Annotated in this window: 25 protein-coding genes and 2 tRNA genes; 18 read left to right on the top strand and 9 right to left on the bottom strand. The window is 72.4% G+C overall.

Annotated elements, in window-relative coordinates:
• The first annotated feature begins 34 nt into the window (after positions 1-34).
• The 5 genes from gyrA (at position 35) to ABZ452_RS18540 (ending at position 3,983) form a co-directional block, all read left to right on the top strand.
• Complete coding sequence (gene gyrA, locus ABZ452_RS18560; protein WP_357944130.1) at positions 35-2,560, top strand: DNA gyrase subunit A; 2,526 nt, start codon at positions 35-37, stop codon at positions 2,558-2,560.
• A gap of 3 nt (positions 2,561-2,563) precedes the next feature.
• Positions 2,564-3,472, top strand: coding sequence for a DUF3566 domain-containing protein (locus tag ABZ452_RS18555; protein ID WP_357944128.1), 909 nt, complete (start codon positions 2,564-2,566; stop codon positions 3,470-3,472).
• A 150-nt stretch (positions 3,473-3,622) separates the two neighbouring features.
• Positions 3,623-3,696, top strand: a tRNA-Ile gene (locus ABZ452_RS18550).
• 43 nt (positions 3,697-3,739) lie between these two features.
• Complete coding sequence (locus tag ABZ452_RS18545) at positions 3,740-3,868, top strand: DLW-39 family protein (protein WP_208818042.1); 129 nt, start codon at positions 3,740-3,742, stop codon at positions 3,866-3,868.
• Between the two features lie 39 nt (positions 3,869-3,907).
• Positions 3,908-3,983: transfer RNA gene (locus tag ABZ452_RS18540), tRNA-Ala, on the top strand.
• Positions 3,984-4,045: 62 nt separating this feature from the next.
• Here ABZ452_RS18540 and ABZ452_RS18535 read toward each other — a convergent pair.
• On the bottom strand, positions 4,046-4,927 hold the full coding sequence (locus ABZ452_RS18535; RefSeq protein WP_357944125.1) for a site-specific integrase: 882 nt from the start codon (positions 4,925-4,927) through the stop codon (positions 4,046-4,048).
• A gap of 304 nt (positions 4,928-5,231) precedes the next feature.
• Between ABZ452_RS18535 and ABZ452_RS18530 the strand changes: the two genes are divergently transcribed.
• The 4 genes from ABZ452_RS18530 to ABZ452_RS18515 all read left to right on the top strand — a co-directional run bounded on the left by ABZ452_RS18530 (position 5,232) and on the right by ABZ452_RS18515 (position 8,739).
• Positions 5,232-5,477: a hypothetical protein gene (locus ABZ452_RS18530; RefSeq protein WP_357944590.1), complete on the top strand. Its 246-nt coding sequence runs from the start codon at positions 5,232-5,234 to the stop codon at positions 5,475-5,477.
• A 204-nt stretch (positions 5,478-5,681) separates the two neighbouring features.
• On the top strand, positions 5,682-6,206 hold the full coding sequence (locus tag ABZ452_RS18525) for a hypothetical protein (RefSeq protein WP_357944123.1): 525 nt from the start codon (positions 5,682-5,684) through the stop codon (positions 6,204-6,206).
• Positions 6,207-7,013: 807 nt separating this feature from the next.
• Positions 7,014-7,478 (top strand): histidine triad (HIT) protein, encoded by a 465-nt coding sequence (locus ABZ452_RS18520; RefSeq protein WP_357944121.1) that lies wholly within the window; start codon positions 7,014-7,016, stop codon positions 7,476-7,478.
• Positions 7,479-8,175: 697 nt separating this feature from the next.
• Positions 8,176-8,739 carry a dihydrofolate reductase family protein gene (locus ABZ452_RS18515; RefSeq protein WP_357944119.1) on the top strand — a complete coding sequence of 188 codons (564 nt, stop codon included), beginning with the start codon at positions 8,176-8,178 and terminating at the stop codon, positions 8,737-8,739.
• A gap of 160 nt (positions 8,740-8,899) precedes the next feature.
• On the opposite strand, the gene ABZ452_RS18510 is transcribed toward ABZ452_RS18515, so the two are convergent.
• Entirely contained in the window at positions 8,900-10,024 is a 1,125-nt protein-coding gene (locus ABZ452_RS18510) for an FAD-dependent monooxygenase (RefSeq protein WP_357944117.1), read from the bottom strand.
• Here ABZ452_RS18510 and ABZ452_RS18505 point away from each other — a divergent pair.
• The gene (locus ABZ452_RS18505; protein WP_357944115.1) at positions 9,959-10,780 is read left to right on the top strand and encodes a TetR/AcrR family transcriptional regulator; all 822 of its coding nucleotides are present in this window, start codon (positions 9,959-9,961) and stop codon (positions 10,778-10,780) included. The two genes, ABZ452_RS18510 and ABZ452_RS18505, sit on opposite strands and share 66 nt — an antisense overlap.
• Before the next feature lie 126 nt (positions 10,781-10,906).
• Here ABZ452_RS18505 and ABZ452_RS18500 read toward each other — a convergent pair whose 3' ends face one another.
• The gene (locus ABZ452_RS18500; protein ID WP_357944113.1) at positions 10,907-11,611 is read right to left on the bottom strand and encodes a VOC family protein; all 705 of its coding nucleotides are present in this window, start codon (positions 11,609-11,611) and stop codon (positions 10,907-10,909) included.
• Positions 11,612-11,708: 97 nt separating this feature from the next.
• Here ABZ452_RS18500 and ABZ452_RS18495 point away from each other — a divergent pair, with 97 nt between their 5' ends.
• Positions 11,709-12,527, top strand: coding sequence for a HEAT repeat domain-containing protein (locus ABZ452_RS18495; protein ID WP_357944111.1), 819 nt, complete (start codon positions 11,709-11,711; stop codon positions 12,525-12,527).
• Between the two features lie 39 nt (positions 12,528-12,566).
• Positions 12,567-12,920: a hypothetical protein gene (locus tag ABZ452_RS18490; RefSeq protein WP_357944109.1), complete on the top strand. Its 354-nt coding sequence runs from the start codon at positions 12,567-12,569 to the stop codon at positions 12,918-12,920.
• A gap of 4 nt (positions 12,921-12,924) precedes the next feature.
• Here the strand turns inward: ABZ452_RS18490 and ABZ452_RS18485 are convergent, their stop codons facing one another.
• Entirely contained in the window at positions 12,925-13,515 is a 591-nt protein-coding gene (locus ABZ452_RS18485) for a dienelactone hydrolase family protein (RefSeq protein WP_357944106.1), read from the bottom strand.
• Positions 13,516-13,578: 63 nt separating this feature from the next.
• Here ABZ452_RS18485 and ABZ452_RS18480 point away from each other — a divergent pair, with 63 nt between their 5' ends.
• The gene (locus ABZ452_RS18480) at positions 13,579-14,187 is read left to right on the top strand and encodes a helix-turn-helix domain-containing protein (RefSeq protein ID WP_357944104.1); all 609 of its coding nucleotides are present in this window, start codon (positions 13,579-13,581) and stop codon (positions 14,185-14,187) included.
• Positions 14,188-14,230: 43 nt separating this feature from the next.
• On the opposite strand, the gene ABZ452_RS18475 is transcribed toward ABZ452_RS18480, so the two are convergent.
• The gene (locus ABZ452_RS18475) at positions 14,231-15,121 is read right to left on the bottom strand and encodes an aminoglycoside phosphotransferase family protein (RefSeq protein ID WP_357944587.1); all 891 of its coding nucleotides are present in this window, start codon (positions 15,119-15,121) and stop codon (positions 14,231-14,233) included.
• Positions 15,122-15,173: 52 nt separating this feature from the next.
• A complete protein-coding gene (locus tag ABZ452_RS18470; protein ID WP_357944102.1) occupies positions 15,174-15,725 on the bottom strand; it encodes a hypothetical protein in 552 nt (183 codons plus the stop codon).
• Between the two features lie 74 nt (positions 15,726-15,799).
• Between ABZ452_RS18470 and ABZ452_RS18465 the strand changes: the two genes are divergently transcribed.
• Positions 15,800-16,747 carry an L-threonylcarbamoyladenylate synthase gene (locus ABZ452_RS18465; RefSeq protein WP_357944584.1) on the top strand — a complete coding sequence of 316 codons (948 nt, stop codon included), beginning with the start codon at positions 15,800-15,802 and terminating at the stop codon, positions 16,745-16,747.
• A gap of 4 nt (positions 16,748-16,751) precedes the next feature.
• Here the strand turns inward: ABZ452_RS18465 and ABZ452_RS18460 are convergent, their stop codons facing one another.
• Positions 16,752-17,213, bottom strand: coding sequence for a GNAT family N-acetyltransferase (locus ABZ452_RS18460; RefSeq protein WP_357944100.1), 462 nt, complete (start codon positions 17,211-17,213; stop codon positions 16,752-16,754).
• A gap of 118 nt (positions 17,214-17,331) precedes the next feature.
• Between ABZ452_RS18460 and ABZ452_RS18455 the strand changes: the two genes are divergently transcribed.
• Positions 17,332-17,751 (top strand): CBS domain-containing protein, encoded by a 420-nt coding sequence (locus tag ABZ452_RS18455; RefSeq protein WP_357944098.1) that lies wholly within the window; start codon positions 17,332-17,334, stop codon positions 17,749-17,751.
• A 56-nt stretch (positions 17,752-17,807) separates the two neighbouring features.
• On the opposite strand, the gene ABZ452_RS18450 is transcribed toward ABZ452_RS18455, so the two are convergent.
• Both ABZ452_RS18450 and ABZ452_RS18445 read right to left on the bottom strand, forming a co-directional pair.
• Positions 17,808-18,596 carry an MBL fold metallo-hydrolase gene (locus ABZ452_RS18450; RefSeq protein ID WP_357944096.1) on the bottom strand — a complete coding sequence of 263 codons (789 nt, stop codon included), beginning with the start codon at positions 18,594-18,596 and terminating at the stop codon, positions 17,808-17,810.
• A complete protein-coding gene (locus tag ABZ452_RS18445; RefSeq protein WP_357944094.1) occupies positions 18,586-23,148 on the bottom strand; it encodes an HAD-IC family P-type ATPase in 4,563 nt (1,520 codons plus the stop codon). The genes ABZ452_RS18450 and ABZ452_RS18445 overlap by 11 nt, the downstream gene beginning before the upstream one ends.
• Before the next feature lie 227 nt (positions 23,149-23,375).
• On the opposite strand from ABZ452_RS18445, the gene ABZ452_RS18440 reads away from it, so the two are divergent.
• The 3 genes from ABZ452_RS18440 to ABZ452_RS18430 are packed head-to-tail and all read left to right on the top strand — an operon-like array spanning position 23,376 to position 25,782.
• A complete protein-coding gene (locus tag ABZ452_RS18440; RefSeq protein WP_357944092.1) occupies positions 23,376-23,636 on the top strand; it encodes a hypothetical protein in 261 nt (86 codons plus the stop codon).
• A gap of 55 nt (positions 23,637-23,691) precedes the next feature.
• A complete protein-coding gene (locus tag ABZ452_RS18435; RefSeq protein ID WP_357944090.1) occupies positions 23,692-25,065 on the top strand; it encodes an MFS transporter in 1,374 nt (457 codons plus the stop codon).
• Positions 25,066-25,116: 51 nt separating this feature from the next.
• Positions 25,117-25,782, top strand: a complete 666-nt coding sequence (locus ABZ452_RS18430) for a GAP family protein (RefSeq protein ID WP_357944088.1) — start codon at positions 25,117-25,119, stop codon at positions 25,780-25,782.
• The last annotated feature ends 28 nt before the right edge of the window (positions 25,783-25,810 follow it).

Genomic DNA, 25,810 nt, shown 5'->3' with positions numbered 1-25,810 from the left:
ACGAAAACGACTCTGAGTCTGATAAGGGTTAACAGTGACCGATACTCCCGAGTCCACGCCGAACGAGCCGGAGACCCCGGAGACACTGGCCGCGGTCGTCGCGCACGACCGGATCGAGCCGGTCGGGCTCGAGGTCGAAATGCAGCGCTCGTACCTCGACTACGCGATGAGCGTGATCGTCGGGCGTGCCCTGCCGGACGTCCGGGACGGGCTCAAGCCGGTCCACCGCAAGATCCTCTACGCCATGTTCGACTCCGGCTACCGGCCGGACCGCGGCTACGTGAAGTGCTCCCGCGTCGTCGGTGACGTGATGGGTCAGTTCCACCCGCACGGCGACTCCGCCATCTACGACGCGCTGGTCCGGATGGCGCAGCCCTGGTCGCTGCGCTACCCGCTGGTCGACGGCAACGGCAACTTCGGCTCGCCGGGCAACGACCCGGCCGCGGCCATGCGGTACACCGAGTGCAAGCTCGACCCGCTGGCCATGGAGATGCTCCGGGACATCGACGAGGACACCGTCGACCTCCAGGACAACTACGACGGGCGGGCCAAGGAGCCCACCATCCTGCCCTCCCGCATCCCCAACCTGCTGATCAACGGCTCCGAGGGCATCGCGGTCGGCATGGCCACCAAGATCCCGCCGCACAACCTGCGCGAGATCGGCGCGGCCGTGCAGTGGTGCCTGGAGAACCCGGAGGCCGACGAGGCCACCACCCTCGAAGCGCTGCTGGAGATCGTCAAGGGCCCGGACTTCCCGACCCACGGCCTGATCGTCGGCCAGTCCGCCATCCAGGACGCGTACCGGACCGGGCGCGGCTCGATCCGGATGCGGGCCGTGGTCGAGGTCGAGGAGGACAAGCGCGGCCGGCCGGCGCTGGTGGTCAGCGAGCTGCCCTACCAGGTCAACCCGGACAACCTGGCCGAGCGAATCGCCGAGCTGATCAAGGAGGGCAAGCTCGCCGGCATCGCCGACATCCGCGACGAGTCCTCCGGGCGCACCGGCATGCGGATCGTGCTCGTGCTCAAGCGCGACGCGGTCGCCAAGGTGGTGCTGAACAACCTCTACAAGCACACCCAGCTCCAGGAGACCTTCGGCGCCAACATGCTGGCGCTGGTCGACGGCGTGCCGCGCACGCTCAACCTGGCCCAGTTCATCCGCTACTACGTCGAGCACCAGATCGAGGTCATCCGCCGGCGGACCGCGTTCCGGCTGCGCAAGGCCGAGGAGCGGGCGCACATCCTGCGCGGTCTGGCCAAGGCGCTGGACGCGCTCGACGAGGTGATCGCCCTGATCCGGCGCTCGCCCACCGTCGAGGACGCCCGCCAGGGCCTCATCCGGCTGCTGGAGATCGACGAGGTCCAGGCGACCGCCATCCTGGACATGCAGCTGCGCCGGCTGGCCGCCCTGGAGCGGCAGCGGATCCTGGACGACCTGGCCAAGCTCGAGGTGGAGATCGCCGACCTCAAGGACATCCTGGCCAAGCCCGAGCGGCAGCGGCGGATCGTCTCCGAGGAGCTGGGCGAGATCGTCGCCAAGTGGGGCGACGAGCGGCGCACCAAGATCGTGCCGTTCGACGGCGAGGTCTCGATGGAGGACCTCATCGCCCGCGAGGACGTGGTCGTCACGATCACCCGCACCGGGTACGCCAAGCGCACCAAGGTCGACCTCTACCGCTCGCAGCGGCGGGGCGGCAAGGGCGTCAGCGGGGCGACGCTGCGGCAGGACGACATCGTCAGCCACTTCTTCGTATGCTCCACCCACGACTGGATCCTGTTCTTCACGAACAAGGGCCGGGTCTACCGGGCCAAGGCCTACGAGCTTCCCGAAGCCAGTAGGGTGGCCAAGGGCCAGCACGTGGCCAACCTGCTCGCCTTCCAAGCGGACGAGCAGATCGCGCAGATCATCGAAATCCCGAACTACCAGGTGGCGCCCTACCTGGTACTGGCCACGAAGAACGGCCTGGTGAAGAAGACGCGGCTCGAGGAGTTCGACTCCAACCGTTCCGGCGGAGTCATCGCGATCAACCTGCGCGATGAGGACGAGCTGGTCGGTGCTGCCCTCGTCGCTCCCACCGACGACCTGCTGCTGGTCTCCAAGAACGCGCAGGCCATCCGCTTCAATGCCAGTGACGAGGCGCTGCGCCCGATGGGCCGGGCCACCTCCGGTGTGATCGGCATGCGGTTCAGCGAGGAGGATGTTCTCCTGGCTATGGAGGTCGTCCGCGAGGGCATGGAAATGGACGTGCTGGTCGCGACGAACGGGGGGTACGCGAAACGAACCCCGATCGAGGAATACCCGGTCCAGGGCCGGGGAGGTAAGGGCGTGCTGACTGCGAAGATCACCGAACGACGCGGTGGTCTGGTCGGCGCGGTGGTGATCAGCCCGGACGACGAGCTGTTCGCCATCACCAGCAACGGTGGCGTCATCCGGACTCCGGTGAAGCCTGTACGCCGTACGCGTGACCGGAACACAATGGGGGTCAAGCTGATGGACCTCCCGGACGGCGTGACTATCGTGGCGATTGCTCGCAATGCCGACGAGCCTGACGAACAGGACTAGTTGATGACGGAGACACAGGCGAAGTCGGGGAACACGGGGACCTCGGCCAACCCGGTCGACGAGGAGGCCGCACAGGGCGGTACACCAGCGACCGGCCGCGCGGCCGTGGGCCGGGCCACCGTCCCCGCCGACGCGCCTGCCCCGAAATTCACCCGGGCTCCCGGCATGGCCCCGCCGCCGGAAAACGCCGACGAGGACTCGCGGCCGTCCGACCAGGCCGAGACGAAGGTCGACGCTCCGACGTCTGCCGACGGCCTGGCCGCGCCCGCCGCGGCGAAGCCCGGCGCGACCCCGCAGCCGGCCAAGCCGGCGGCGGCCGCCCGGCCGTCCACCGGCACCACCGGCACCCAGCCGCGTGTCGGCGCCGGCCTGGGCACCGCGCCGAAGCCGACGCCGGACGGGGGCCGTCCCGCCGCCACGGGCCGCCCCGCCAACGGGGGCGGCCTGCCGCCGGGCATCAGCGGTGCGGCCGCCGTCGGGGCCGCCCGCGTGGGTGAGGCGGTACGCGCCGCGCGTACCTCGGTCAGCTCGGCCGCGTCGCGCGGACCGCGCCGGGCCCGGCTGAACCTCAAGCGGATCGACCCCTGGTCCGTGATGAAGTTCGCGTTCGCGGTCTCCGTGGTGCTCTTCATCGTGGTGGTCGTCGCCACCTCGGTGCTCTACCTGGCCCTGGACGCCATGGGCGTGTTCAAGAGCGTCAACGACAGCCTCACCGACCTGGTGAACGCCGGCGGCGGCCAGGGTGGCGGCGGCTTCCGGATCACCGCCAAGGGCGTGATCCTCAGCTCCGCGCTGATCGGCCTGGTCAACGTCGTGCTCTTCACCGCGCTGGCCACGCTGGGCGCGTTCGTCTACAACGTCTGCGCCGACCTGGTCGGCGGGATCGAGCTGACGCTCGCCGAGCGGGACTGACCTGACGACGACGCCGGGGCACCGCGTAAAGCGGTCGCCCCGGCGTCGCGTATCCGGGTAGGTTTCAGGGTGTCGCGGGTGAGCGCGCCGCCACGGCCCCCCGATTTGGGGGCCACGGCGGCGATGGGTTAACCTTGCTCGTCGCTACGCGGGGCTATAGCTCAGTCGGTTAGAGCGCAGAGCTGATAACTCTGAGGTCGCTGGTTCGATTCCAGCTAGCCCCACCGCACATCGTCCGACGGTAGTCGAGCGCGAGGGGTCAAGCCCATGTTCAAGAAGCTCCTGATCCTGGCCGGCGTCGTCGGTGTCGCCGCCGTCGTGGCCAAGAAGATCAAGGCATCGAACGACGAGCGCGCTCTCTGGCACGAGGCCACCACCGCGCCCGACCTGCGCTGACCCGCCTCACCGTCAGCACCGGGCGAATCCGCCCGCCTCGGGGCCCTAGCTCAACTGGCAGAGCACTGCCTTTGCAAGGCAGGGGTTAGGGGTTCAAGTCCCCTGGGCTCCACCAATACCGCCTCTGAACTGCGGCGCGACACGCCGCAAGATCGTCCGGACCACATCGGGACCACGTTACCGATGGTCCCGGCCACCGAGGGCGGCCCGCAGCACGTCACCCACGACACCGCGCCGACGCTCACGGCGTGGCCAGAAGTGGACGTAGGTCTCCAGGGTGATTTGCAGCGTGCTGTGCCGAAGAGCCCGCTGAACTTCCTTCGGGTCCACGTGGTTGGTGATCAGCGTCGTGGCGAAGAAGTGCCGCAGGGCGTGGAAGCCGCCGTGCTCCTTGGGCCAGCCGGCCTTGTCCCGCCACTTGACCCACTCGGCCGACCAGGTGCGGTCAGTGAACGGGTTCTTGTGGGTGGTGGTGAAAAGCAGCGGAACGCGACGGCGCACCGGATTGCCCGAGGTCACGTCGACTACTTCGACCTCGGTCGGTGGGTACTCCTGCACGTGGCGGCGCAGCGCGGAAGCGACCATCGGGTCCAGGTCCACGATGCCGACCGAGCCACCCTTGGGGGTGCTCAGGTAGAAGCCGCCCTGGTACTCCTGCGGCGCGTACCGCAACTGCTGGACGATGTGCAGCTCGCCGTGTTCCGCGTCCAAGCAGCGCGGCCCATCCTCGAAACCGAGCGCTTCACTGATCCGCAGACCCGCGCCCGCCCCGAGCCACAGCAGCCCGTGATAGCGGTCGGGCACGGCATCGAACAGGCGGAGCACGTCACTTTCATCCGGCACCCATTTCGGCGCGCGGCTGAGCCCGCGGAACACCTGCGACAGCTTGATCCCATCACACGGGTTGTCCGGGATCACCTTGTCCGTGACTGCCGCACCCATGATCGCGTCGAACAGCTCGAAGTACAGACGCAGACTGGGCTGAGGTACACCCGCGCCAAGACGCTGGGCCAGCCACAGCAACACATCGGTTTGAGTGATCGAGCGGACGAGTGCCACCCGTCCGGCATCAAGGGCGCTTCGCGTCGCTACGCGATGGCCTACGGCCACCCTTGACCCCAGCCGGGAGTCGAGGATCCGGCACCTATCGGGGGACGGGGGCAGAACGGCGACAGCCAGGAGCGCCGGGCCGTCCACGGGCCAGAAGCCATGCCCGCTCACGGTCGCGAATGGGCACGAGCGGTCAGTTCGGCCGAAGCTGCGAGCAGGCGTTTCGGGCATCACGGGCGGTGGATGACGCTCTTCCAAACTGACGGTGCCGGATTGTGGCTGGGTCTACCATCGCGGCGTGCAAGACGACGACATCAGCGGGCACATCTGGCGCGAGGAGGCGGCGAAGAAGCCGCCCCTTGTGCAGGACGCCCAGGCGCTGGGCCGGCTGATCGAGCACGACCACGACCCAGCCGAGGTGTCGTACTACGAAGCGTCCGCAGACCCAGACGCCCAGGCGCTGGACAATGCCCAGCGCTCCTATGCCGGGCACTACCTCCGCAGGCTGCGGCGGCTTCGGGTGCGAGACAAGCACGCCAAGACTGACCGTCAAGACTGACGGCTGTACAGCCATCCGTACAGCCAAGCCAAGCGACTCCAACAGCCACGGGTCGACGCGGGGCGACGAGACGAGCAGGTCAACTGCACTGGCAGACGCTGACCGACAGCAGTCTTGATCTTTGCAAGGCAGAGGTCGGAGAGGGTTATCGGTGGCGCGCGCCTGGGTGTGCGCGAGGTTGTCTACCTGCTGTAGCTTCCCGCCATGAAATGGACTCGCCGGGTCGCGGTGGCCGGGGTCGTGTGGTGCGCCGGCCTGTTGGCGGCATCGGCGCTTCCGGGAGGACTTCCGCTGCCCACGGCGATCATCCTGGCGTCTGCATTCCTGCTGGCGCTGCCGGGCTTTGTCGCCACCCTCCTCGCGGTCAGGCGCCTCGCGGTCCTTGAGACCGGCACCCCTGCTGGGGGCGGCCAGGCGTTGTGGCGTCTGTTGCGCGAAACGATGCCGGGTTGGTTGCTCATGGCGAGCTGGCTGCTGTTCGCCGGGTTCTGGCTGGTCGGGGTTCTCTCCCTCGGTGGCACGCCGGGCGTGCCGGAGCAGCGTGCCGGAGCGTACGTCGTCAACAACCACGGCGAGGTGACGGTCATCAGCAAGGCTGAGTATCTGACCTTGAAGGCGCAGGATCAGCGGAGCGCAGTCTCGGTGGCGGGGGGCTTTGGCGTGTTCGCTGCGGTCATCTCAACTGCTCTGCTTCGTCGAGAAGGCCGGCGCGAGGCAGTGCGTCCGTAGGCGCACCGCGAGCAGGCGTCGCAATCACTGCCGGCGGGCAATCCATGGGCCACAAGCCCGAGTTACGAGGTGTCGACCAGGCCACCGGGGACCGTGTCGCTGGCGGACACGCCCGTGCCCCGATCCGATCTTGTGCGGCCCCAAGTTGGCAGTGTGGGCGGTAACGCCGTCGAGGACCAGGACCAGGCGGACGGTGCCAGCTCGGGCCGCCCCGATCTCCAAGATCATCGGGACCACATCGGGACCACCTGAGGCCGCAAACTGGTGTCAGGCAACGGAAGCCGATCCGAGGTGACAGCAGGTCAAAGGCTGCCTACACCCCCGATGTCCCATGATCGCGTTTTTGGGGTTCAAGTCCCCTGGGCTCCACCAACACCGCCTCTGACCTGCGGCGGGACGCCTCTCAAGATCATCGGGACCAACTTACCGATGGTCTCGCGTGGCCAGAAGTGGTCCACCGCCGCGATGCCGCCGGCCACTCCCGAAACGGACAGCGCACCCCGACGCGGACGGTCGGTGGAACGCCATGGAGGTCTCCGGGTCCCGGATACCTCCATGGCGTTCCACTCAGTGCCTCAAGCAGGGCATGAATCGGCCAGCCACCCCAGGCTGACGCTGCCTCTGTCGGCGGCTACGAACGTGATGACGTGGATGGATCGGCGCGGTAGCCCGTCGCGCATCTCGTACCTTCTCCCGCCACTTGACCCACTGCACGTGACGGGGCAGCGCGGAAGCGACCATCGGGCCCAGGTCCACGAGGAGATCCGCTGAACCCTCGGGGAACATCACAGCACCTAGTCTTGCCGAATGGCTGAGGACTGCCTGATCTGTCAGAAGCACCGCGGCGAAGGCGCCCTTGTCGGTCCGCGTGTGTGGGAAGGCCAAGAAGTGATGGTCACTCATCGGCCGGTCGCCAGGGACAGCCAGACCTTCCTGGGCTATCTCTTCGTGGAAACCCGACGGCACGCGGCATCCCTCGATGCCTTGACCGAGTCCGAGGCGATGGCCGTGGCGCGGGCGGTATGGGTCGGTGCACAAGCGCTTCGGAGCGAGCTGGGTCCGGATTTCGTCTTCTCCGCGATCGCTGGCCGCCAGGTGGCGCATTTCCATCAGCACCTGTTCGTCCGTCATGCCGGCACCCCCGTCCAACATGGATGGATGGACGTGGACGATTGGCCAGAGGCACCCCGTGGGGATGGTGCCCGCGTGGCCGCCCTGTGCGCTCGGCTTCGGGAGTACTTCCAGCGCCAGATGCCAACTGTCAACACCTGAGTGGTGCTGTCCGTTGGCCGCTGCGAACGCACCGCGAGGCGCAGCCGGGCCGGCCGCCGGGCGCAGGCGTTTCGGGCACCACGACCAGTCGAGCACACCCTTCCAGGCTGAAGCTCCGCAGACAGGTGTCAGGCAACGGAGGCCAAGCCGAGCTGACCGCAGGTCAAGGCCGCCTACATCCCCGACGTCCCATGATCGGGTTTTGGGGTTCGAGTCCCCTGGGCTACTCCATCTCCACTCCTCACCTGTCTCCGAGTCGCCGGCCCTGGCAACGACGTGCCAGCGGACCGTCATTTCGAGCCTTTCGTCGTCCTGCTTCTCCGCGGGCTGGAAACTGGGTCGGTGACCGAGGGCGGGGGCGGTGGTCGGCGGAACGGTGGGAATCAGGAGCCGCCCGGCCGGGAAGCGGCAAAGACGGAGAGCGCCGGGCGGGACAGCCGGCGAGCCAACTTCCTGGAGTTGTTCTTCGACCTGGTGCTGGTCTTCGCGTTGTCGGGAGTCGTGTCGCGGGTCGTGCCGGCGGTTCGTGCTCCCTGACACTCCGCGGCGGCCGGGTTGCCGAGGCGGGGCGGGCGTGCTCGCGAGTCGCCCCCGGCCCTGACGTGATGGTGAACCGGCCCTCGGTGTGGCCCGACCGATGACTCTTCCGCGCCGTGCTGGTCTGTACTCGAGTACCGACTCACGGGAGGCTGACACCATGCGGAAACTGACCTTCGCCATGAACCTGAGCCTGGACGGCTACATCGCCGCGCCCGGCGACGACCTCGGCTGGAGTGTGCCGAGCGACGAGCTGTTCCAGTGGTGGTCCGACCGGGTGGGGGCGACAGGCACGGCGCTGTACGGGCGCAAACTGTGGGAGACGATGAGCTCCCACTGGCCGACCGCCGACCAGCAGCCGGGTGCCACACCGGCGGAGATCGAGTACGCCCGCCGCTGGCGGGACATGCCAAAGGTGGTGTTCTCCTCGACGACCGGCAGGGTCGACTGGAACACCCGCCGGGTCACCGGCGACGCGGTCACCGAGATCACCCGGCTCAAGGCCGGGGACGGCGGCCCCATGGACATCGGCGGCGCCACACTCGCCGCGGTGGCCATGCGGGACGGGCTGATCGACGAGTACGTGATCGTCACCCATCCGGTCCTGGTAGGTGGCGGCACGCCGTTCTTCGCGGCCCTGGACAACTGGGTGAACCTGACCATGGTGGAGACCCGGACGTTCCCTGGCGGCGTGATCCTGACCAGGTACGAGACCAGGCGCTGAGTACCCCAATCTCGGATCGGCCAGGGCTTCGGGCCGCCCGAGGATCTCGTGGCGCTGTGTTCGAGGCGATCGTGATACCCGCCCCGGATCACAGACCGTGTATGGCACAAGACACGCGAGGGGCGAGGCAGCCTGTCGGGTCCTCGTGCGTCGCGCGTTGTCAGTCCACGGCTGCCGGCTCGGTGGGCCGTGGCGTGAAGAAGCGGATGATGTCGTCGGCTGCGGTGGGGGACAGCATCATTGCCTGGACTCGTGCGGACATTTCGGCGATCGGTTGGATCCTGGTGAACATCGCCTCCTCGTACGTCCGGATCGCCAAGTCGGGGTCGGCGGGGTTGCTGGCGAGTTCGGCCGCGAGTTCGGCGGCGTCGAGCATGGCTTGGTTCGCGCCCTCGCCGACCGGTGGCATGAGGTGGGCGGCGTCACCGATGAGGGTGATGCCCGGCTGGTGGGCCCAGCGGGTACCGGTGGCCATCGCCTCGATCCTGCGTGGGGTCGGCGGGCTGTCGCCGGCTTCGATGAGTGCGGTGAGGCTGGGGTCCCAGCCCGCGAACATGTCCAGCAGGGCGCGCTTGTTGCGGTAGCTGTCCAGGTGGCGATCGTCCGCCGGTAGCGAGATCCCGACTCGGATGCTGCCGTCGCCGAGGCGTTGCGCTGCCAGGATCTGGCTCACGCCGATGCACCAGAGGTTTCCCGGGCCGACCAGCTCGGCGAGATCCGGGTGGCGCCGGTCGGCGTCGCTGATGCTGAGCTCGGCCAGGGTGGCCACGGAGGACAGTGTCGCGTCGGTCAGCAGCGACCGGACGACCGAGCGCGCGCCGTCCGCGCCGATGAGGACGTCACAGTCGACGCTGTGCCCGCCATCGAACGTCAGCCGGAACCCTCCGGCGGGTCGTGGTGTCGCCGCGACGAGCCGGTGCTGCCAGGCGACCGCGTCGCCGGGGAGCGAATCGAGCAGAAGGTCACGCAGTGCGGCGCGGTCGATCTCGGGGCGTCCGGAGAACGAGCCGGGTGGCGGCTTGTGGTGCACGAGGGTGCGCCCGGCCGGGTCGAGGATGCGATGTTCCTCGCCCTCCGGCCGTGCCTCGGACCGGAATCGGCCGGCGAGGCCCGCGTCGGCCAGGGCGCGTTGCCCGGACTCCGGGTGCAGGTCGAGTGATCCGCCCTGTGATCGCGCGGATCGGCTCGCCTCGCGTTCGTACATCGCCGCGTCGATGCCGTGCCGGTGGAGGATTCGGGCCAGCGTCAGGCCGCCGAGGCCGCCACCGGCGATCGCAATTCGCATCATCAGCTCCCTTACCGTACGCTGTATCTCATGGATACGCCGTACGGTAGCGCACCGCTGCCCGTCTGGGAACGGCCCGAGCCTCAGCCGCGGTCGGCGCCGGTGGCGCTGAGCCGCGCGAAGATCGCCGCCACGGCGATCCGGCTCGCCGACGCACACGGCCTCGACGGGCTGTCGGTGCGCAAGATCGCCAAAGAGCTCGGTGTCGGTCCCATGCGGCTCTACGACTACGTGACCAACAGATCCGAGCTGCTTGATCTGATGGTCGACGCCGTGTACGCCCAGATCGCCGAGGCCGGGCAGCACTCCGAATGGCGTGCCACGGTGCTGGCCATCGTCCACCGGACCCGCGATGCCGCTCTCGACCACGAATGGTTCGCCGACCTGCTCGGCGCAAGGCCACACCTGGGACCGCACGCGCTCGCCGTGGGCGAATCGACCGCGGCGGCGCTCAGCCAGGCCCCTGGCGTACGCGGCATCGACGATCTCCAGCGGGCCTTGGGCGCCCTCAACGCGTTCATCGTCGGAGCACTCCGCAGGGAGATCACCGAGCGGCGCACCGCCCGTTCGACCGGCACCGACGTGTCCGCCTGGCAGGCCGCCCTCGGGCCCTATCTGACCCGCATGCTCGAAACGGGCCGCTATCCCACCGTCGCCCGGCTCGTCGTCGACGGCGCCCACCTCAACGCCGAGGAAACCTTCCACCACAACCTGGTCACCATCCTGGACGGCATCACCAGCCGTCCCCAGCCATGATGTCGACCATGGACGAGCCCTTCGTGCGGTGTTCGTGGTGGAAGCCGGCGAGGAGATGACCAGCTTGGCGAGGGACCTCCGCGATCTCCTGGGTCAGCCCGGCAGGGCCGGTCGCACAGCCGGCGGTCAGGCCACTCGGACGCAGAACTCGTTGCCGTCGGGATCAGCCAGCATGACGGCGCCGTCCGCACCGACCTCCAGCCGGGTGGCCCCGAGGGAGAGCAGTCGGTCGACCTCCGCCTGCTGATCGCCACCGGCCGGGGCGAGGTCGAAGCGCTGCCGGTTCCTCGCCTTCTTGGGGGCCACGGGCGGGCCTCCCCACGCGACCTTCGTGCCGCCGTGCGGTGACTGGATCGCGGTCTCCTCGTCCTGGTCCCACACCAGCGGCCAGCTCAGCGCCTCGCTCCAGAAGAGGCCGACCTCGCGGGTGCCGTCGCAGGCGATTTCCCCGAGCAGGCCGCACCCGGCGAGGAAGGAGTTGCCCGCCTCGATCACGCAGAACTCGTTGCCCTCGGGGTCGGCCAGGACGATGTGCCCCTCCTCGGGGAGTTGCCCGACGTCGAGGTGGCCGCCGCCGAGCCTGAGCGCCGTCGCCACCGTGCGCTGCTGGTCGTCGGGACCGGCGCTGGTCAGGTGAAGGTGGATCCGGTTCGGCCCCAGCTTCTTCGCGTCGCTCGGGACGAACCGGAGGCTGACCTGGGTGTCATCGCCGGGCAGGAGCGCAGCCCCGGCGTCCTCGACGACCTCCCGACCCAGCATTCCGGCCCAGAACTGCGCGAGGCGAGCCGGATCGTGCGCGTCGAAGGTCAGCGTCAGCGTTCGCGAGAGCATGACTGCACCGTAGAGACGGGCCAGCACGACAACAAGGCGGTTTCGGCGGAGCCGGTGCGCCCACCGCGGTTCCCTCCCGGGACTTAGGTTGTCTCCTGTGCATGAGCGACTCCGCGAGCTGACCGACCGTGACCGCGAGGTTCGGTTGGAGGCACTGCGTGTGCTCCTGGCCGGGGCCGAGAGGGAGGACGCGGCCGCGAAGCAGGTCCTCAGGGAGATCGTGACCGGTTACCGCGACTTCGACCCCGAGATCTACACCCGCGCGTTGAATCTCCTCGTGCTGTTCGGTGACGAGTCGCTGGCCGAAGCGCTCCTTGCCGCGCTTGCCGACGAGGAGTACGGATGTCAGGCGTGGGCGGCGACCGGCTGCGCGACCCTGCGTGTCCAGGCGGCCGTTCCGCTGTTGATCGACCTACTCGGCCACGGCGATGCGCTTGCCCGACAGAGTGCCTGCGAAGCCCTGGGGGAGTTGGGTGACCTCATGGCGATCACGCCTCTCGCGCAGGTGCTCGACGACCCGGCTGAGCACGTCAGGGCAGCTGCCGCACATGCCCTGGCCGACATCGGTGACGACGAGGCGGTCGAGCACTTGTGGAATGCGCTGGAGTCGCCACGCCGTCCCGTGCGTGCCGGCTACCTGGCCGCGGCGCTGGCGCACCCCGCCACCAGGACGTTCGACCGGCTGATCCAGGCGACCTCACACGAGGATCCCGAAGTGCGCTTCTGGGCCGCACGAGCACTCGGGTCGACCGGCGACCAACGAGCCGAGGAACTGCTGGCGCACCTCGCGGCGGAGGACCACGCCACGGTGCGAACCGGCGCGCACGTCAGCACCGCCGCGAAGAAGGCCCTGAAGATCCTGCGGAACATCCGCAGACACCAGCGGAAGGCAAGCAGCCGGGAACAGACCAGGTGACCCGTCGAACCTCAACCGGTGCGCCCCTAGGCTGAGCCCATGATCGACGACCGGAAGCCGCCGTCCCGTCTCAGCGGCTTCCGGGTCTGCCTCCTCGGCGGCGCCTTCTTCGTGGCGTTGCTGGCGGTGCTCCAGCCGATCACCCGCTATGAGGACTGCCCGAACTACGGCGGGAACGGCAACGCGAGCGCGTTCGCGAACCCCGCCTGGGACTTCTACCTCACGCTCCTGTTGTTCGGCTGGGTGTTCCTGGTCGTCCTGGAGCAGACGTTGTCGGTCACCCGGCGCGGGCGTGGTCGCGCCGACGTCGCGCTCCGGGCGGCCGGCGCGATCGCGGTGACGACGGTCGCCGCGTGCGGTCTCTTCGTCAACGTGGCGGTGGTGTGCCACTGACCGGTCAGCCCAGCCGGTCGAGGAACTCCCGCGAGCGCCGCACCACGAGCGCCGTGGCGTCCGCGTCGTAGGACGGCAGCGAGCTGTCGGTGAACAGGTGCGCGTCGCCCGGGTAGACGAACAGCTCGCCCCGCTCGGGTCCGACGATCCCGACCAGCTCGCGGGCGGAGTCGATGTCGCCCTCCAGCGCGAAGAACGGGTCCTTGTCCATGCCGTGGATCTGCACGGGGACGCCGTCCGGCCACGGGCCGACGGCCCACTCGCCGGTGACCGGCAGGCAGGCCTCGTAGAGCAGGGCGCCGCGGGCGCCGGCGCGGGTCTGGGCGAGCCGCTGGGCGGTGGCGGCGCCCCAGGAGAAGCCGGCGTAAACGAGGTCCTTCGGCAGGTCGGCCACGATGCGGTCGGCGCGCTCGTCGAGCACCGCGCCGCCGATGCGCTTCGTCAACGCGGCGCCCTCCTCGATGGTCGCCGGGCGCTCGCCGTCGAACAGGTCGGGTGTGTGCACGGTGTGCCCGCCGGCGCGCAGCTCGTCGGCGAAGGCGCGTACGCCGTCGGTGAGCCCCTGGATGTGGTGGAAGAGGACGATGTCTGCCATCTCTAGACTCCTGTCATCGAACCAGAGTGATCGAATGATCCAGAATTCTAGAACGGTCGAGAAATGTCGGTCAATCAGCAGATCCCGGATTACGACCTCGACGAGCTCCTCGTGGTCACCGCGCCCGAGCAGCTGCGCGCGCTGGCCGACCCGCTGCGCAGCACCCTGCTGGAGCTGCTCCTGGAGCGGGCCGCCACGGTCAACGAGATGGCCCGCGCGGTCGACCGTCCGAAGAGCAGCGTCGCCTACCACGTGAACCTGCTGGTCGACGCCGGCCTGCTCAAGGTGGTGCGGACGCGACGGGTCCGGGCGATCGAGGAGCGGTTCTACGGCCGGGTCGCCCGCACGTTCTACGTCGGCGTGCTCAACCGACCCGAGGACAAGCAGGTCGTCGCGCGCATCAACGGCCTCGCCGAAGCGGCCGCCGAGGCCGCCGCGGCCCACGCCGCCGACGAACTGCGGTGCACGCTCGTCCACGCCCGCATCCCGATCGGGGACGTGCGGGCGTTCTGGGCGGAGGTCCAGGCACTCGCCCGCCGCTTCGCCCAGATCCCCCGCTCCGGAGACCAGGTGTACGGGTTCGTCGCCGGCCTCTATCCGACCGACGCGCCCACCCTCCCGGACACCGACCGGGACCCGGCCGACCGCCCCGGCGGCGACGCCGCTCAGTAGCGCTGAGCCGCGACGAGCTGCTGGGGCGGCCGGGGCGGGTAGGTCAACGGGCGGCGTCGGCGAGCACCTCGCGCAGCGCGTGGGAGGTCTGCTGGACGATCCCCGGGTTGGTGTCCCAGTAGTAGGGCAGGGCCATCACCGCCTGGAACAGCGCCCAGCCCCGGCCGCGCAGCCAGGAGGCGTCGTCCACCGCCAGTTCGGCGCGGAACCGGTCGCGGCTGCCGCCCGTGAACACGTTCCACGCCGGTTGCAGGTCGCAGGCCGGATCGCCGACGTTGAGCCCGCCGAAATCGATGACCGCGGAGAGCCGGCCGTCGACCACCAGCAGGTTGCCGGGCAGCAGGTCCCCGTGGAGCCAGAGCCCCGGCCCGCCCCAGGCCGGCGCGTCCAGCGACTCCTGCCAGGCGCGCAGCACCGCGGCGCCGTCGACACGGTCGCCGAGCCGGCGCACCGCGTCGTGGACTCCCTCGTCCAGTTCCGCGAGGTCCGCACCCCGGGCCTGCGGTGGCCGGGGGTACGCGCCGGCGGTGTCGATCCGCCGGATGGCGGCGATGAAGGCGGCCAGGTCGACCGCCGCCGCGTCCCGGTCGTATCGGGCGGTGCTGGCGCTCTCACCCGGCAGCCACTCGTAGACGGACCAGTCGAACGGGTAGCCCTCGGCGGGGTGGCCCATAACCAGCGGCACGGGCAGGGCGAGCGGCAGGTGCGGGGCGAGCCGGGGCAGCCACTCGGCCTCCCGGGCCGCCTGCTTCGTGGCCCAGCCGATCCGGGGCAGCCGCACCGCCAGGTCGTCGCCGAGCCGGTAGATGTCGTGGTCCGTCCCGTGCGAGGGGACGAGGCGCAGCGGCCGGTCGGCCCAGTGCGGGAACTGCCCGGCGAGCAGCCGGCGAACCAGGTCGACGTCGGTCAGCACCTCGTCGGCGTGCATCTTCATGCGGGTCACGTCGACCATCCTGGATCGGCCCGGGCGAGAGCCGCAAACGAGTTCAGTCCGCCCGGCGGCGCCAGGTCAGCGTCATGCCGAGGATCACCAGACCCGCCGGCAGGGCCGCCACCAGCAGTCCGCGCCAGAACGCCAGCCGCAGGCGCAGGGCGAGCCGGCGGTCCGGTTCCCGGGTGACCGCGTACTGCTGGCCGGGGGCGTCGGGGTCGAGCCGGCAGGTGAGGCGGTAGCCACCGGCGGCCGGGGCGGCGAAGGTGGCGGTCCAGGTCCAGATCGTGTCGTCGGTGGCCACCTCGGTCCACTCCACCAGGTGCCCGGGTTCGGCCGCCGGGACCGCCCGCCCGTCGGGCCCGGTCACCCGGCACCGGCCCGCGTCCGGGGCGCTGGTCGGCCGGGTGGCCCAGATGGCGTACCGGCCGGGGTCGAGGTCGACGGTGAGGTCGTCGTAGCGCTGGCCGGCGGGCCGGACCGGGAGGGGCGTCGGCTCGGCGTGCGGCGAGACGGCCCGCTGGACGGCCGGCACGGCGGTCAGCAGGCCGAGACAGCCGACCAGCACGAGGACACCGGCCACCGCCAGCGCGATCCGCCTGCCCATGGGGGCAGGGTAGTGCCGGGCCGGCCGTCGCGGCAGGCTAGCGTCGGTGCGTGAGCACCGGATCCCCGCGCGTCCTGCCGGCCGAGAGCGGCATCGCCGAGGCCGCCGCCGTCCTGCGCTCCGGCGGGCTGGTCGCCTTCCCCACCGAGACGGTCTACGGGCTGGGTGCGAACGCGCTGGACGCCCGGGCGGCGGCCCGCATCTTCGAGGCGAAGGCCCGGCCCAGCTTCGATCCCCTGATCAGCCACCTGGCCGACGCCGCCGACCTGCCCGGTCTGGTCGGCGCGGTGCCGCCCGCGGTGGCCGCGCTGGTGGAGCGCTTCTGGCCCGGCCCGCTCACCCTGATCGTGGACCGACCGGCGGCGATCCCGCCGATCGTCACCTCGGGCCTGGACACCATGGCCGTGCGGGTGCCCGACGAGCCGTCCGCCCGGGCGTTGATCGCCGCCGCCGGGGTGCCGGTGGCCGCGCCCAGCGCCAACCGGTTCGGGCAGCTCAGCCCCACCCGCGCCGAGCACGTGGTGGCCGGGCTGGGAGCCGCCGTGGACGTGGTGCTCGACGGCGGGCCGACCCGGTGCGGGATCGAGTCGACCATCGTGGACGCCCGGGGCGGGCGGCCGGTGGTGCTCCGGCTGGGCGCGCTGCCGGTGGAGGCGCTCGTCGAGGCGGCCGGGCCGGTCGAGGTACGCCCCGGCAGCTCCGGCCAGCCGGTGGCGCCCGGGACGCTGGCCGCGCACTACGCCCCGCGTACCCCGTTGCGGTTGGGCGCGGCGGCCGACGGGAACGGCGGGCGGCGCGGGTTCCTCGCCTTCCGGGAGCCACCGGCGCGGGGTGACTGGGCGGCGGTGGAGGTGCTGTCGCCCGAGGGTGACCTGACCGCGGCGGCCGCGCGGCTCTTCGACGCCCTGCACCGGCTCGACGCCACCGGGGTCACCGAGATCGTCGCCGAGCCGGTCCCCGAGGTCGGTGTGGGCCGGGCGATCAACGACCGGCTGCGGCGCGCGGCCGCCACCTGGCACTGACCCGTCAGAGGGCCAGTTCGCCGACCACCTGGTCACCGCTCAGCTCGCCGGTGAGCCGGAAGCCGAGGCGCTGGTAGAAGCGTTCCGGGCCGTGCGGGCCGGGCGCCCAGGTGACGAACATCCGGTCCGTGCCCCGGCCGCGCAGCGCGTCGGCGAGCGCCGCAACGGCGAACCGCCCGTAGCCCCGGCCCTGCTGGTCCGCGGCGATGTTCAGCCGCCACAGGCCGGAGCGGACGTCGGTGGGATCGTCCTCCCGCCACCGGACGTCGAGGAAGCCCATGAGGAAGTCCACCGGCCGGTCGCCGTCCACGATGAGCCGGGGCCAGGCGACCGCCGGCTGGGCGTACGCCTCGGCCAGCGACCGGGCGACGGGAGCGACCAGCCCCTCCTGGTCGGGACGGACGGCGATCGCGCAGGCGGCCAGGACGTTGTCCGGGGTGATCTGCTCCAGGCGAGGTGACGGCACGCCGGCACCCTAGCCGCCGCCCCGGCCGGCGATCGATCCATTTACGCAGGCCGCATGGCTGCCGGCGGTGGGGGTAGGAGTACGGACAACAACCCCCCGAAAGTGAGGTGTCATGCCAATGCCGACCGCACGCGAAATCATGACCAACGACGTGAGCTGTGTCCGGGAGCAGGACGACCTCCGGACCGCCGCCCGGCGGATGGCCGAGCTCGGGGTGGGCTCGCTGCCGATCTGCGGCGACGACAACCGCCTCAAGGGCATGGTGACCGACCGGGACATCGTGGTGAAGGTGCTGGCCCAGGGGAAGGACCCGGCCGCGGTGACCGCCGGTGAGCTGGCCCAGGGCGAGGCCGTGACCATCGGCGCGGACGACGACGCGGCCGAGATCCTGCGGACCATGGGCGAGCACAAGGTACGCCGGTTGCCGGTCATCGACGGGCGCGAGCTCGTCGGCATCGTGGCCGTCGCCGACGTGGCCCGCTCGCTGCCGGACCGCCCGGTGGGTGACCTCATCGAGGCGATCTCCGAGCACGCCTGACCGGTCCGCCGTTCCGCCGCCCCTCCGGCCCGCGCCGGATGGGGCGGCGAACCGTGTCAGGGGGTCAGCGGCACGGTCTCGCCCCGGTGGATGGTGCGGACCTGCCGGACGAAGCCGCGCCGGCGGGCCTCCTCGACGAAGTGCCGCAGCGGGGAGCGGAACACCGGGTAGTCGTCGTAGTGGATGGGCACGGTGAGCCGGGGACGGATCAGCTCCACCACGTCGGCGCCCTGCCGTGCGTCCATGGTGAGCAGGATGCCGGCGACCCGGGTGCCGCCGAGGTGGATCAGCATGGCGTCGATGTCCGGGAACCGTTCGGGGATCTGCGCGAGCTGCGGGCGGCGCAGCGTGTCCCCGGTGACGTAGAGCCGGAAGCGGCGCTCGCCGGCGTGTTCCAGGTCGAGCAGGGTGCCCATCACGTCGGGCAACAGCCGGTCCAACGCGCCGGGCCCGTGCTGGCCGGGCAGCGCGGTCAGCCGCAACGTCTCGTCGCCGCGGTGCAGCTCGTACGAGCGCCAGGTGGGCAGCCCCTCCGCCGCCTGGAACCCCCAGCGGCGCACCTTCCGTTCCGCCTGCGGTGTGGTGACGATCGGCAGGGCCCGGTCCAGCCCGCGCCGGGCCACCCGGTCGAAGTGGTCACCGTGCAGATGGGACAGGACCACGGCGTCCAACATGGGCAGTTCGGGAATCGTCAGCGCCGGGTCGGTGCTCCGCTTCGACCACAGCCCCCTGCCCAGGTAGGCCCGCTGGCCCCGGTGCAGGAAATTCGGGTCGGTGAGCAGGGTGAACCCGCCGATCCGCAACACGGTTGTCGCCGTACCGACGAAGGTCACCTCAGGCGTCATGCTCTTCGCCGTACCCCTGATCAGCCTCGCCATGCGGGCGGGCGTCGCGTTGGGGCAGGCGGTCGACCAGCCGGGTCAGGGCGCCGTTGGCGAAGGTGGCCCCGAGCGCCGAACCGGCGGCGATGCTCCAGCCCACCGGCCCGAGCGGGGTGCAGCCGAAGAACTGGCTGACCCCGGGGGTCTGCACCACGGCGACCAGGGCGCCGATCGAGGCGGCGGTGGAGGCCAGCACGGCGGGGCTGGTGCCGCCGGCCAGCACGGTCTGGCCGAGCTGGGTGCCGACGAGCGAGGCGAGCGCGACCGTGCCGGCCCGGCGCTCCCGGCCGGTCCACCGGGCGAGCGTCCAGCCGGCGGTCGCGCCCAGCGTGGTGGCGCCGGCCCGGAGCGCGATCTCCCGGGTCAGCGTCTCGCCGAGCGACGTGTCGGGCCCCTCCCGCAGCAGGTGGTCGGCCCCGTCGGAGGCGGGTGGACGGACCGCGATGGCCAGCGCCGGCACGAGATCGGTGAGCAGGTTGACCAGGAGCAGTTGCCGGCCGGTGAGCGCCGACCGTCCGGTGCCGGCGGCGGTCAGCACGCTGAACGCGATCTCACCGAGGTTGCCGCCGACCAGGATGCTCAGCGCGTGGCGGACCGACGACCACATGGCCCGTCCCTCCACAAGGGTGGCGATGATCGTCTCCAGCCGGTCGTCGGTGACCACCAGGTCGGCGGCGGCGCGGGCCGCCGGGGTGCCCCGCTGGCCGAGCGCGATGCCCACGTCGGCGAGGCGGATGGCCGGGGCGTCGTTGGCGCCGTCGCCGGTCATCGCCACCGTCCGGCCCCGGTGCTGCAACGCCTGGATGATCCGCACCTTGTGCGCCGGGGTGCAGCGGGCCACCACGTCCGTTGCCATGAGCCGTTCCGCGAGGGCCTCGTCGTCGAGCCGGTCCAGCTCGGTGGCGGTGACGACGCGCTGCTCGCCGTGGTCGGGGCTGATGGTGGCGGCGATCGCCTCGGCGGTGGCCGGGTGGTCCCCAGTGATCATCACGGTGTGCACGCCGGCCTGCCGGATCCGCCGCACCGCGGGCGCGGCGCTGTCCCGCACCCCGTCGGCGATGGCCAGGAAGCCGACGAAGACCAGCCCGTCGACCTGCTCGTCCGTCACCGACTCGACCCCCACCCGGCACTCGGCCACGGCCAGGATCCGGTGCCCGGCGCCGGCCCGCTCGGCCAGCATGGCCTGCAGCGCGTCCCGGCCGGCCGGGTCCAGCGGCATGTCACCCCCGGCGGTGCGCCGGGCCGCGCAGCGCGGCAGCACCGACTCGGGCGCGCCCTTCACGCTGAGCAGCAGCCCGTCCGTGGTCCGGCCGACGGTGGCGTGGTAGCCCCGGGACGGCTCGAACGGCAGCCCGCCCACCGCGGCCCAGTCCGGCGCGCCGGTCTGCTCCACGACGTCGGCGGTGCCCGCGCCGCGGCGTACCGCGCGGTCGGTCTGCTGGGGCAGCTCGTCCGGGTCGGCCGCCGCCGGGGTGGCCCGCAGCGCCGCGGCCAGGGTCAGCCGCAGCGGGCCGTCCAGCCGGTCCGGCGGGGCGTACTGGTCGTCTCCGCCGCCCACTCCGGCCAGCAGCAGCTTCCCCTCGGTGAGGGTGCCGGTCTTGTCGAAGCAGAGCACGTCGACCCGGCCCAACGCCTCGATGGTCCGCGGGTTGCGCACCAACGCGCCGTGCTCGGCCAGCCGCCGCGCCGCCGCGAGCTGCGCGGCGCTGACGAGGAACGGCAGTCCCTCGGGCACCGAGGCCACGGCCAGGTTCGCGGCGGTCGCCGCCGTCTCGACCAGGGGTACGCCCCGGAGCAGCCCCGCCCCGGCCACCGCGACGGCCGAGCCGGCGGCCAGCGGCAGGGCGGCGCTGGTCAGCTTCCCGAGCCGGGTCTCCACCCCGCTGGCCGGGGGCGCCTGCCGGGCCAGGGCGAGGCTGCGCCCCGCCTCGGTCTCCTCGCCGGTGGCCACCACCACGGCGGTGCCGTGGCCGGCGGCGACCGTGGTGCCCTCGTAGAGCATCGAGTGCCGCTCGGCGACCGCGGCGGCCACCACCGGTTCGACGCTCTTGCCCACGGGCAGCGACTCGCCGGTCAGGGACGACTCGTCGGCCTCCAGCCCGTCGCTGGTCAGCACCCGGCAGTCGGCCGGGACGGCGTCGCCGGAACCCAGCGTGACCACGTCCCCGGCGACCAGCTCCTCGGCGGCCACCACCCGCTCCGCGCCGTCGCGCAGCACCCGGGCGGTCACCGCCGAGCGGGACAGCAGCGAGGCCAGGGATCGTTCGGTGTTGCGCTGGTGCACCGCCCCGATCAGCGCGGAGCCGCCCACCACGCCGCCGACCAGGGCGGCGTCGACCAGCGAACCGAACGTCGCGGAGAGCACGGCCCCGGCGGCGAGCACCGGGGTGAGCGGGTTCGACAGCTCGTCCGCGAAGGCACGGAGCAGCCCGGCCGGCCCGTGCCCGTCCCCGGTCACGGCGCGCCGGCGGCGGGCCGCCTCCTCGCCGGCCAGCCCCTCGGCGTGGGTGCCGAGCTGGTCGAGGACGGTCTCCACGGGCATCAGGTGCCAGGCGCTGAGCGCGGGCACCGGCGTACGGGTCCGGTCCGGCAGCCGCTGGGCCCGCCAGACGCCGTGGGCGAAGGCGAGGGCGGCGGCGCCGTTCACCGCGGCGAGGGTCGGGCGGGGCAGCCGTTCCCGGTCGGCGGTGAACGCGCCGAGCGCACCCAGCCCGGTGCCGGCCATCGCGATCCGGATGTTCTGCGCGGTCATCCGCCGGGCCACCCCGGTCGCGTCGATGAGCAGGGCGGGGATCCGCAGGTCGTCGCCCACCAGCAGGTGAGCGCCCCAGGGCGGCAGGTCCTCCGGCGCGGAGACACCCAGGCCGCAGTCGGCGGCGCCCAGCGCGGCCCGGTCGCCGGAAACCACCATCACCACGGCGCCCTCGCGTTGCAGGTCGCGGACCGAGTCGGCGAGCCGGGCGCCGCCGGGCACGAGGGCGTCGGCGAAGTCGTACCGGCCGTCGTCGTCCCCGGCAACCACGAGCCGCAGGCCGGCTTGGCGGGCGGCGGTCGCCAGGGCGTCGACCCCGGGTACGGGCTCCGGCTCGACCCGCAGCACGGCGGCGAGCCGGCCGCCCTCGGCCAGCCCGAGCAGCCGGCCGCCGTCCTCGCGCAGCCGCGCGCTGTCCGGGGTGTCCCCGGGGTCGTCGGCGTCCAGCCGGTCCAGCGGGCCGAGCCGCCAGCCGTCGGCGTTGTGCACGGCCTCCGGGGCGGCCGGGTCGAACAGGGCGAACGCCCGGCCGGCCACCTGACCGGTGTCCGCGCCGGGCAGCGGCGCCAGGTCGGCCAGCACGCCCCGGTCGGAGCCGAGGACGGCGGCGTCCAGCAGCACCGTGTCGATCCGGTCCAGCTGGCGCAGAACGCTGCGGTCCATGGCGATCACGCCCCGCCGGGCGAGCATCCGGCCGAGCTGGGCGGCGTACCCCTCGCGGCCGCTGCCCGGCGCCTTGGGCAGTGACGACAGGGCCAGCGCGGCGGCACGCTTCCCGCCGGCCACCGGCAGCGCCGCCGCCCCGGCCGCCGCGCCCCCGGCGAGCATCCGGCTCACGTAGCGCTCGACCGGGCCGTCCGGGACCGGGCGGGGCCGCTCGCCGTCCGGCACCCGGGCGACCGCGCGGTCCGGATCACCGGTCAGCCTCGGCTCGGCCTTCGCCCACACGGCGAGCTGGGCGCGCGCCTCGCCCCACTGCACCACCCGCTGCGCGCCGTCGAGCACTATCCCGGCCCAGCCGCCCGTGAGCCCCTGGACCACCGCCTCGGCGAGCGGGAAGAGCACCTCGGCGCGGGGGTCGGCGCGCAGGCCCCGGTCGGCGAGCGCGTGCAGCTTCGGGTGCAGGTCGACCGCGGCGAGGAAACCGGCCGCCTCGCCGGGGACCGGGGTGAACGGCAGGATCCGGGTGGCCGCCGAGATGGTCAGGCCCAGCGCGTCCGAGGCCAGCGCGCCCATCGTGCGGGCCGTGCGCGGTCCCTCCTCGGGCGGATGCGGCGGCGGGATGTCCGGGTCCGGCTCGTGCGGGCAGACCCGCTCGGTCCGCGCCACGGTGGCGATCAGGTCGCGGAGCTTCGGTTCCGGCTGCTCGACCGCCACGATCACCCGGCCCGACGGCGCGTTGACCCGGGCCCAGGCCACGCCGGGCAGCGCCTCCAGCGCCGCCTCGACCTGCCGGGCCAGCCGGTCCCCGCCGTCCTGGCAGACGCCGTGCACCTCGATGTGGTGCCGGCCGTCGCGCGACCAGACCCGGCGCCGGGTCAGCCCGGCGAGGCGGGCCAGCCGGGCGACCCCCGCGCCCACCGTTCCCGCCGCGTCGGCGACGCTGTCCGGCACGACGTTCCTGGCGGTTCCCGGCAGGGCGGATCCGACGGTACGGGCGGTGTCCGGCACGGCGGTGGCGACGGTGCGCGCGACCCGGGCCACGGCGTCCGGCACGGCGACCGGCGACAGCAGGAGGCCGGCGACGCGGCCCAGCGAGGTCATCGAGGCGTACGGCCGGGTGGCCGGCCCCGCTCCCCAGTGCTTCCGCTGTGGTAGCCGTACGCCATCTCGCCTCCCCGCACCTCGTCCCGGCGAGCCCGACTTCCCGCCATGGCGTCCGTTATGCCCCTCCGGTGGGGGAAGTTTCCGCACTGCCCGGGGCATGGACGGGGAGGCCCGTGGAATGCCACTCGAAGATCGATGTCGTCGTCGGAGCCGGGGAGGCGCGGATGAGCACGCTGACACGCAACCTCAGCGGGTCGCGGGAAATGATCAAGACGTACTGCCGGCGGGTGGAGATTCCGCTCCTGGGCGAGGTGGCGGTGCCGCCGCCCGACAAACTGGCCTACTACGCGGGGCTGGGCGTGCTCGCCGCGCTCCAGGTCATCGAGTGGCCGCTGGCCATCGTCGTCACGGCCGGGCACCTCCTGGCCGACCAGCACTACTCGGGACTGGTGAAGGGGGTGGGTGAGGCGCTGGAGTCGGCCTGACGAGACGGGGCTCACCGTTGACCTCAATCCCGGTTGAGGTCCCAAGCTGTAGCCCATGTCGACCGCCACCGCCGCACCGCCCGCACCGCCCGCACACCTCTGGTCGCCGCGGCTGCGGGCGATGACCGTGGGCAGCGTCGCCCTGGTGTCGCTGCTCGCCTTCGAGTCGCTCGCGGTGGGCACCGCCATGCCGACGGTCGCCCGCACCCTGGACGGGCTCGGCCTCTACGCGCTCGCCTTCGGCGGCCCGTTCGCCTCCGGGGTGGTCGCGATGGTCGCCTCCGGCATCTGGTGCGACGCCCGGGGGCCGCGCCCGGCCATGTGGCACGGGGTGGCGTGGTTCGTGGCGGGCCTGGTGGTGGCGGGCGCCGCGCCCACCATGGAGGTACTGGTCGTTGGGCGAGTCGTGCAGGGCTTCGGCTCCGGGCTGCTCTCCGTCGCGCTCTACGTGATCGTGGGGCAGGCGTACCCGGAGGAGTTGCGGCGGCGGGTGTTCGCCGCGTTCGCCGCGGCCTGGGTCGTCCCGTCGCTGGTCGGCCCGGCGCTGGCCGGGCTGATCGTCGAGCACCTGGGCTGGCGCTGGGTGTTCCTCGCCGTGCCGGCGGTGGCGCTGCCGGCGGTGCTGCTGGTCCAGCCGGGGCTGCGGGCCCTGGGCGCGGCCGTGCCGACCCGGCCGCCGGCCGGTGCGCTGGCCCGGATCGGCTGGGCCTGCGGGGCGGGGGTGAGCGCCGCACTGCTGCACTACGGGGGGCAGCAGCGCGGCGCGCTCGCCGCCGGGCTGATCGGCGCGGCGCTGGTCGGGCTGCTGGTCTGCGTACCGCGGCTGCTGCCGGCGGGATTCCTGCGGGCCGCGCGGGGGCTCCCGACCGTGATCGGCCTGCGTGGCCTGGCCTCGGCGGCGTTCGCCGGGGCGGAGGTGGTGATCCCGCTGATGTTGTCCCGGGAGCGGGGCTTCTCGCCGACCGCGGCCGGGCTGGTGCTGACTGTCGGCGCGCTCTCCTGGTCGGTGGGCTCCTGGATCCAGGGCCGGATCGCCGCGCCCCGGTCCGCCGCCACCCTGCCCCGGGTCGGGCTGGCCTGCATCGCCGTCGGCACGGCCGGCGTCACGCTGGCCCTCCTGCCGGCCGTGCCGGTGGCGCTCGCGGTGCTCGCCTGGGCGGTCGCCGGCCTCGGCATGGGACTGCTCTACCCGTCCCTGTCGGTGCTCACCCTGGACCTGTCGGCCCCGGCCGAGCAGGGCCGGAACAGCTCGGCGCTGCAACTGGGCGACTCGCTCGCCGCCGCCACCGTGCTGGCGCTGACCGGGGCCGTGCTGGCCGCCGGCTCGGCGCCGGGCCCGGCGAGCTACGCGACGACGCTGGCCGTGGCGGCCGGCTGCGGGCTGCTCGGTGTGCTGCTCGCCGGCCGGGTGGTGCTCGCCCGCCGGTGATCCGGGCAAAGCGGCCCGGGCCGGCTGACGGGCCGGGAGGATGGGCGGGCGATGAACTTCCTGACCATCCTGCCGTTGGCCGTGGTGATGGTGGCCGGGACGCAGGTGGTCGCGGCGGTGCTCCTCGCGTCGGCCGAGCGGCCTCGGGCCGCCTCGCTCGGGTACCTGGCCGGGGCGGGAGCGGTGGTCCTCACCGGGGTGACGCTGAGCTGGCTGCTCACCAGACTGCTGCGCGGTCCGGAGGCGAGGGCGGAGAGCGACGTCGTCCGGTTCGAACGGACCGCGAGCCGGATCGACTGGGTGGTGCTGGCGCTGCTGGTCGTCCTCGCGGTGATCGTCTACCTGCGCCGGCACCAGACCCGCCCACCCCGCTGGATGGACCGGCTCCGGCGGGCCGGGCCCGGATACGCCCTGCGGCTCGGGGTGGTGCTCGTCGCCACCGCCCCGACCGACGACCTCACCATGGCGGCCGTCGGCGCCAGCGTCGCCCGGCACGACCTGGCGTGGTGGCACCTGCTGCCGTTCGTCCTGCTGACTCTCGGGCTGCTCGCCGTGCCCCTGCTCATCCTGCTGCTGGCCCGCGGGCGGGCCGCGACGGCGCTGCCCCGGCTCCGGGCCTGGACCGACCGGCACGGCTGGGTGGTCAGCGAGGTGGTGATCGCGTTCTTCGCGCTGGTGACCGTGCTCGACCTGCTGGAGTCCAGCCGCCGGGGGTGAGCCGCCGGGGGGTGCCGCCGGGGTGACC

Source organism: Micromonospora sp. NPDC005707 (assembly GCF_040631005.1).
GTDB lineage: Bacteria > Actinomycetota > Actinomycetes > Mycobacteriales > Micromonosporaceae > Micromonospora.
Note: the sequence above shows the minus strand (reverse complement) of the source record. Positions and strands in the feature narration are given on the sequence as shown.

What these genes read in the sequence shown, in the direction of transcription:
- ABZ452_RS18555 (WP_357944128.1), top strand. Translation starts at nt 2,564, where the DNA reads ATGACGGAGACACAGGCGAAGTCGGGGAACACGGGGACCTCGGCCAAC.
- ABZ452_RS18545 (WP_208818042.1), top strand. Translation starts at nt 3,740, where the DNA reads ATGTTCAAGAAGCTCCTGATCCTGGCCGGCGTCGTCGGTGTCGCCGCC.
- ABZ452_RS18525 (WP_357944123.1), top strand. Translation starts at nt 5,682, where the DNA reads ATGAAATGGACTCGCCGGGTCGCGGTGGCCGGGGTCGTGTGGTGCGCC.
- ABZ452_RS18520 (WP_357944121.1), top strand. Translation starts at nt 7,014, where the DNA reads ATGGCTGAGGACTGCCTGATCTGTCAGAAGCACCGCGGCGAAGGCGCC.
- ABZ452_RS18515 (WP_357944119.1), top strand. Translation starts at nt 8,176, where the DNA reads ATGCGGAAACTGACCTTCGCCATGAACCTGAGCCTGGACGGCTACATC.
- ABZ452_RS18510 (WP_357944117.1), bottom strand. Translation starts at nt 10,024, where the DNA reads ATGCGAATTGCGATCGCCGGTGGCGGCCTCGGCGGCCTGACGCTGGCC.
- ABZ452_RS18500 (WP_357944113.1), bottom strand. Translation starts at nt 11,611, where the DNA reads ATGCTCTCGCGAACGCTGACGCTGACCTTCGACGCGCACGATCCGGCT.
- ABZ452_RS18490 (WP_357944109.1), top strand. Translation starts at nt 12,567, where the DNA reads ATGATCGACGACCGGAAGCCGCCGTCCCGTCTCAGCGGCTTCCGGGTC.
- ABZ452_RS18485 (WP_357944106.1), bottom strand. Translation starts at nt 13,515, where the DNA reads ATGGCAGACATCGTCCTCTTCCACCACATCCAGGGGCTCACCGACGGC.
- ABZ452_RS18480 (WP_357944104.1), top strand. Translation starts at nt 13,579, where the DNA reads ATGTCGGTCAATCAGCAGATCCCGGATTACGACCTCGACGAGCTCCTC.
- ABZ452_RS18475 (WP_357944587.1), bottom strand. Translation starts at nt 15,121, where the DNA reads ATGAAGATGCACGCCGACGAGGTGCTGACCGACGTCGACCTGGTTCGC.
- ABZ452_RS18470 (WP_357944102.1), bottom strand. Translation starts at nt 15,725, where the DNA reads ATGGGCAGGCGGATCGCGCTGGCGGTGGCCGGTGTCCTCGTGCTGGTC.
- ABZ452_RS18455 (WP_357944098.1), top strand. Translation starts at nt 17,332, where the DNA reads ATGCCGACCGCACGCGAAATCATGACCAACGACGTGAGCTGTGTCCGG.
- ABZ452_RS18450 (WP_357944096.1), bottom strand. Translation starts at nt 18,596, where the DNA reads ATGACGCCTGAGGTGACCTTCGTCGGTACGGCGACAACCGTGTTGCGG.
- ABZ452_RS18445 (WP_357944094.1), bottom strand. Translation starts at nt 23,148, where the DNA reads ATGACCTCGCTGGGCCGCGTCGCCGGCCTCCTGCTGTCGCCGGTCGCC.
- ABZ452_RS18440 (WP_357944092.1), top strand. Translation starts at nt 23,376, where the DNA reads ATGAGCACGCTGACACGCAACCTCAGCGGGTCGCGGGAAATGATCAAG.
- ABZ452_RS18435 (WP_357944090.1), top strand. Translation starts at nt 23,692, where the DNA reads ATGTCGACCGCCACCGCCGCACCGCCCGCACCGCCCGCACACCTCTGG.
- ABZ452_RS18430 (WP_357944088.1), top strand. Translation starts at nt 25,117, where the DNA reads ATGAACTTCCTGACCATCCTGCCGTTGGCCGTGGTGATGGTGGCCGGG.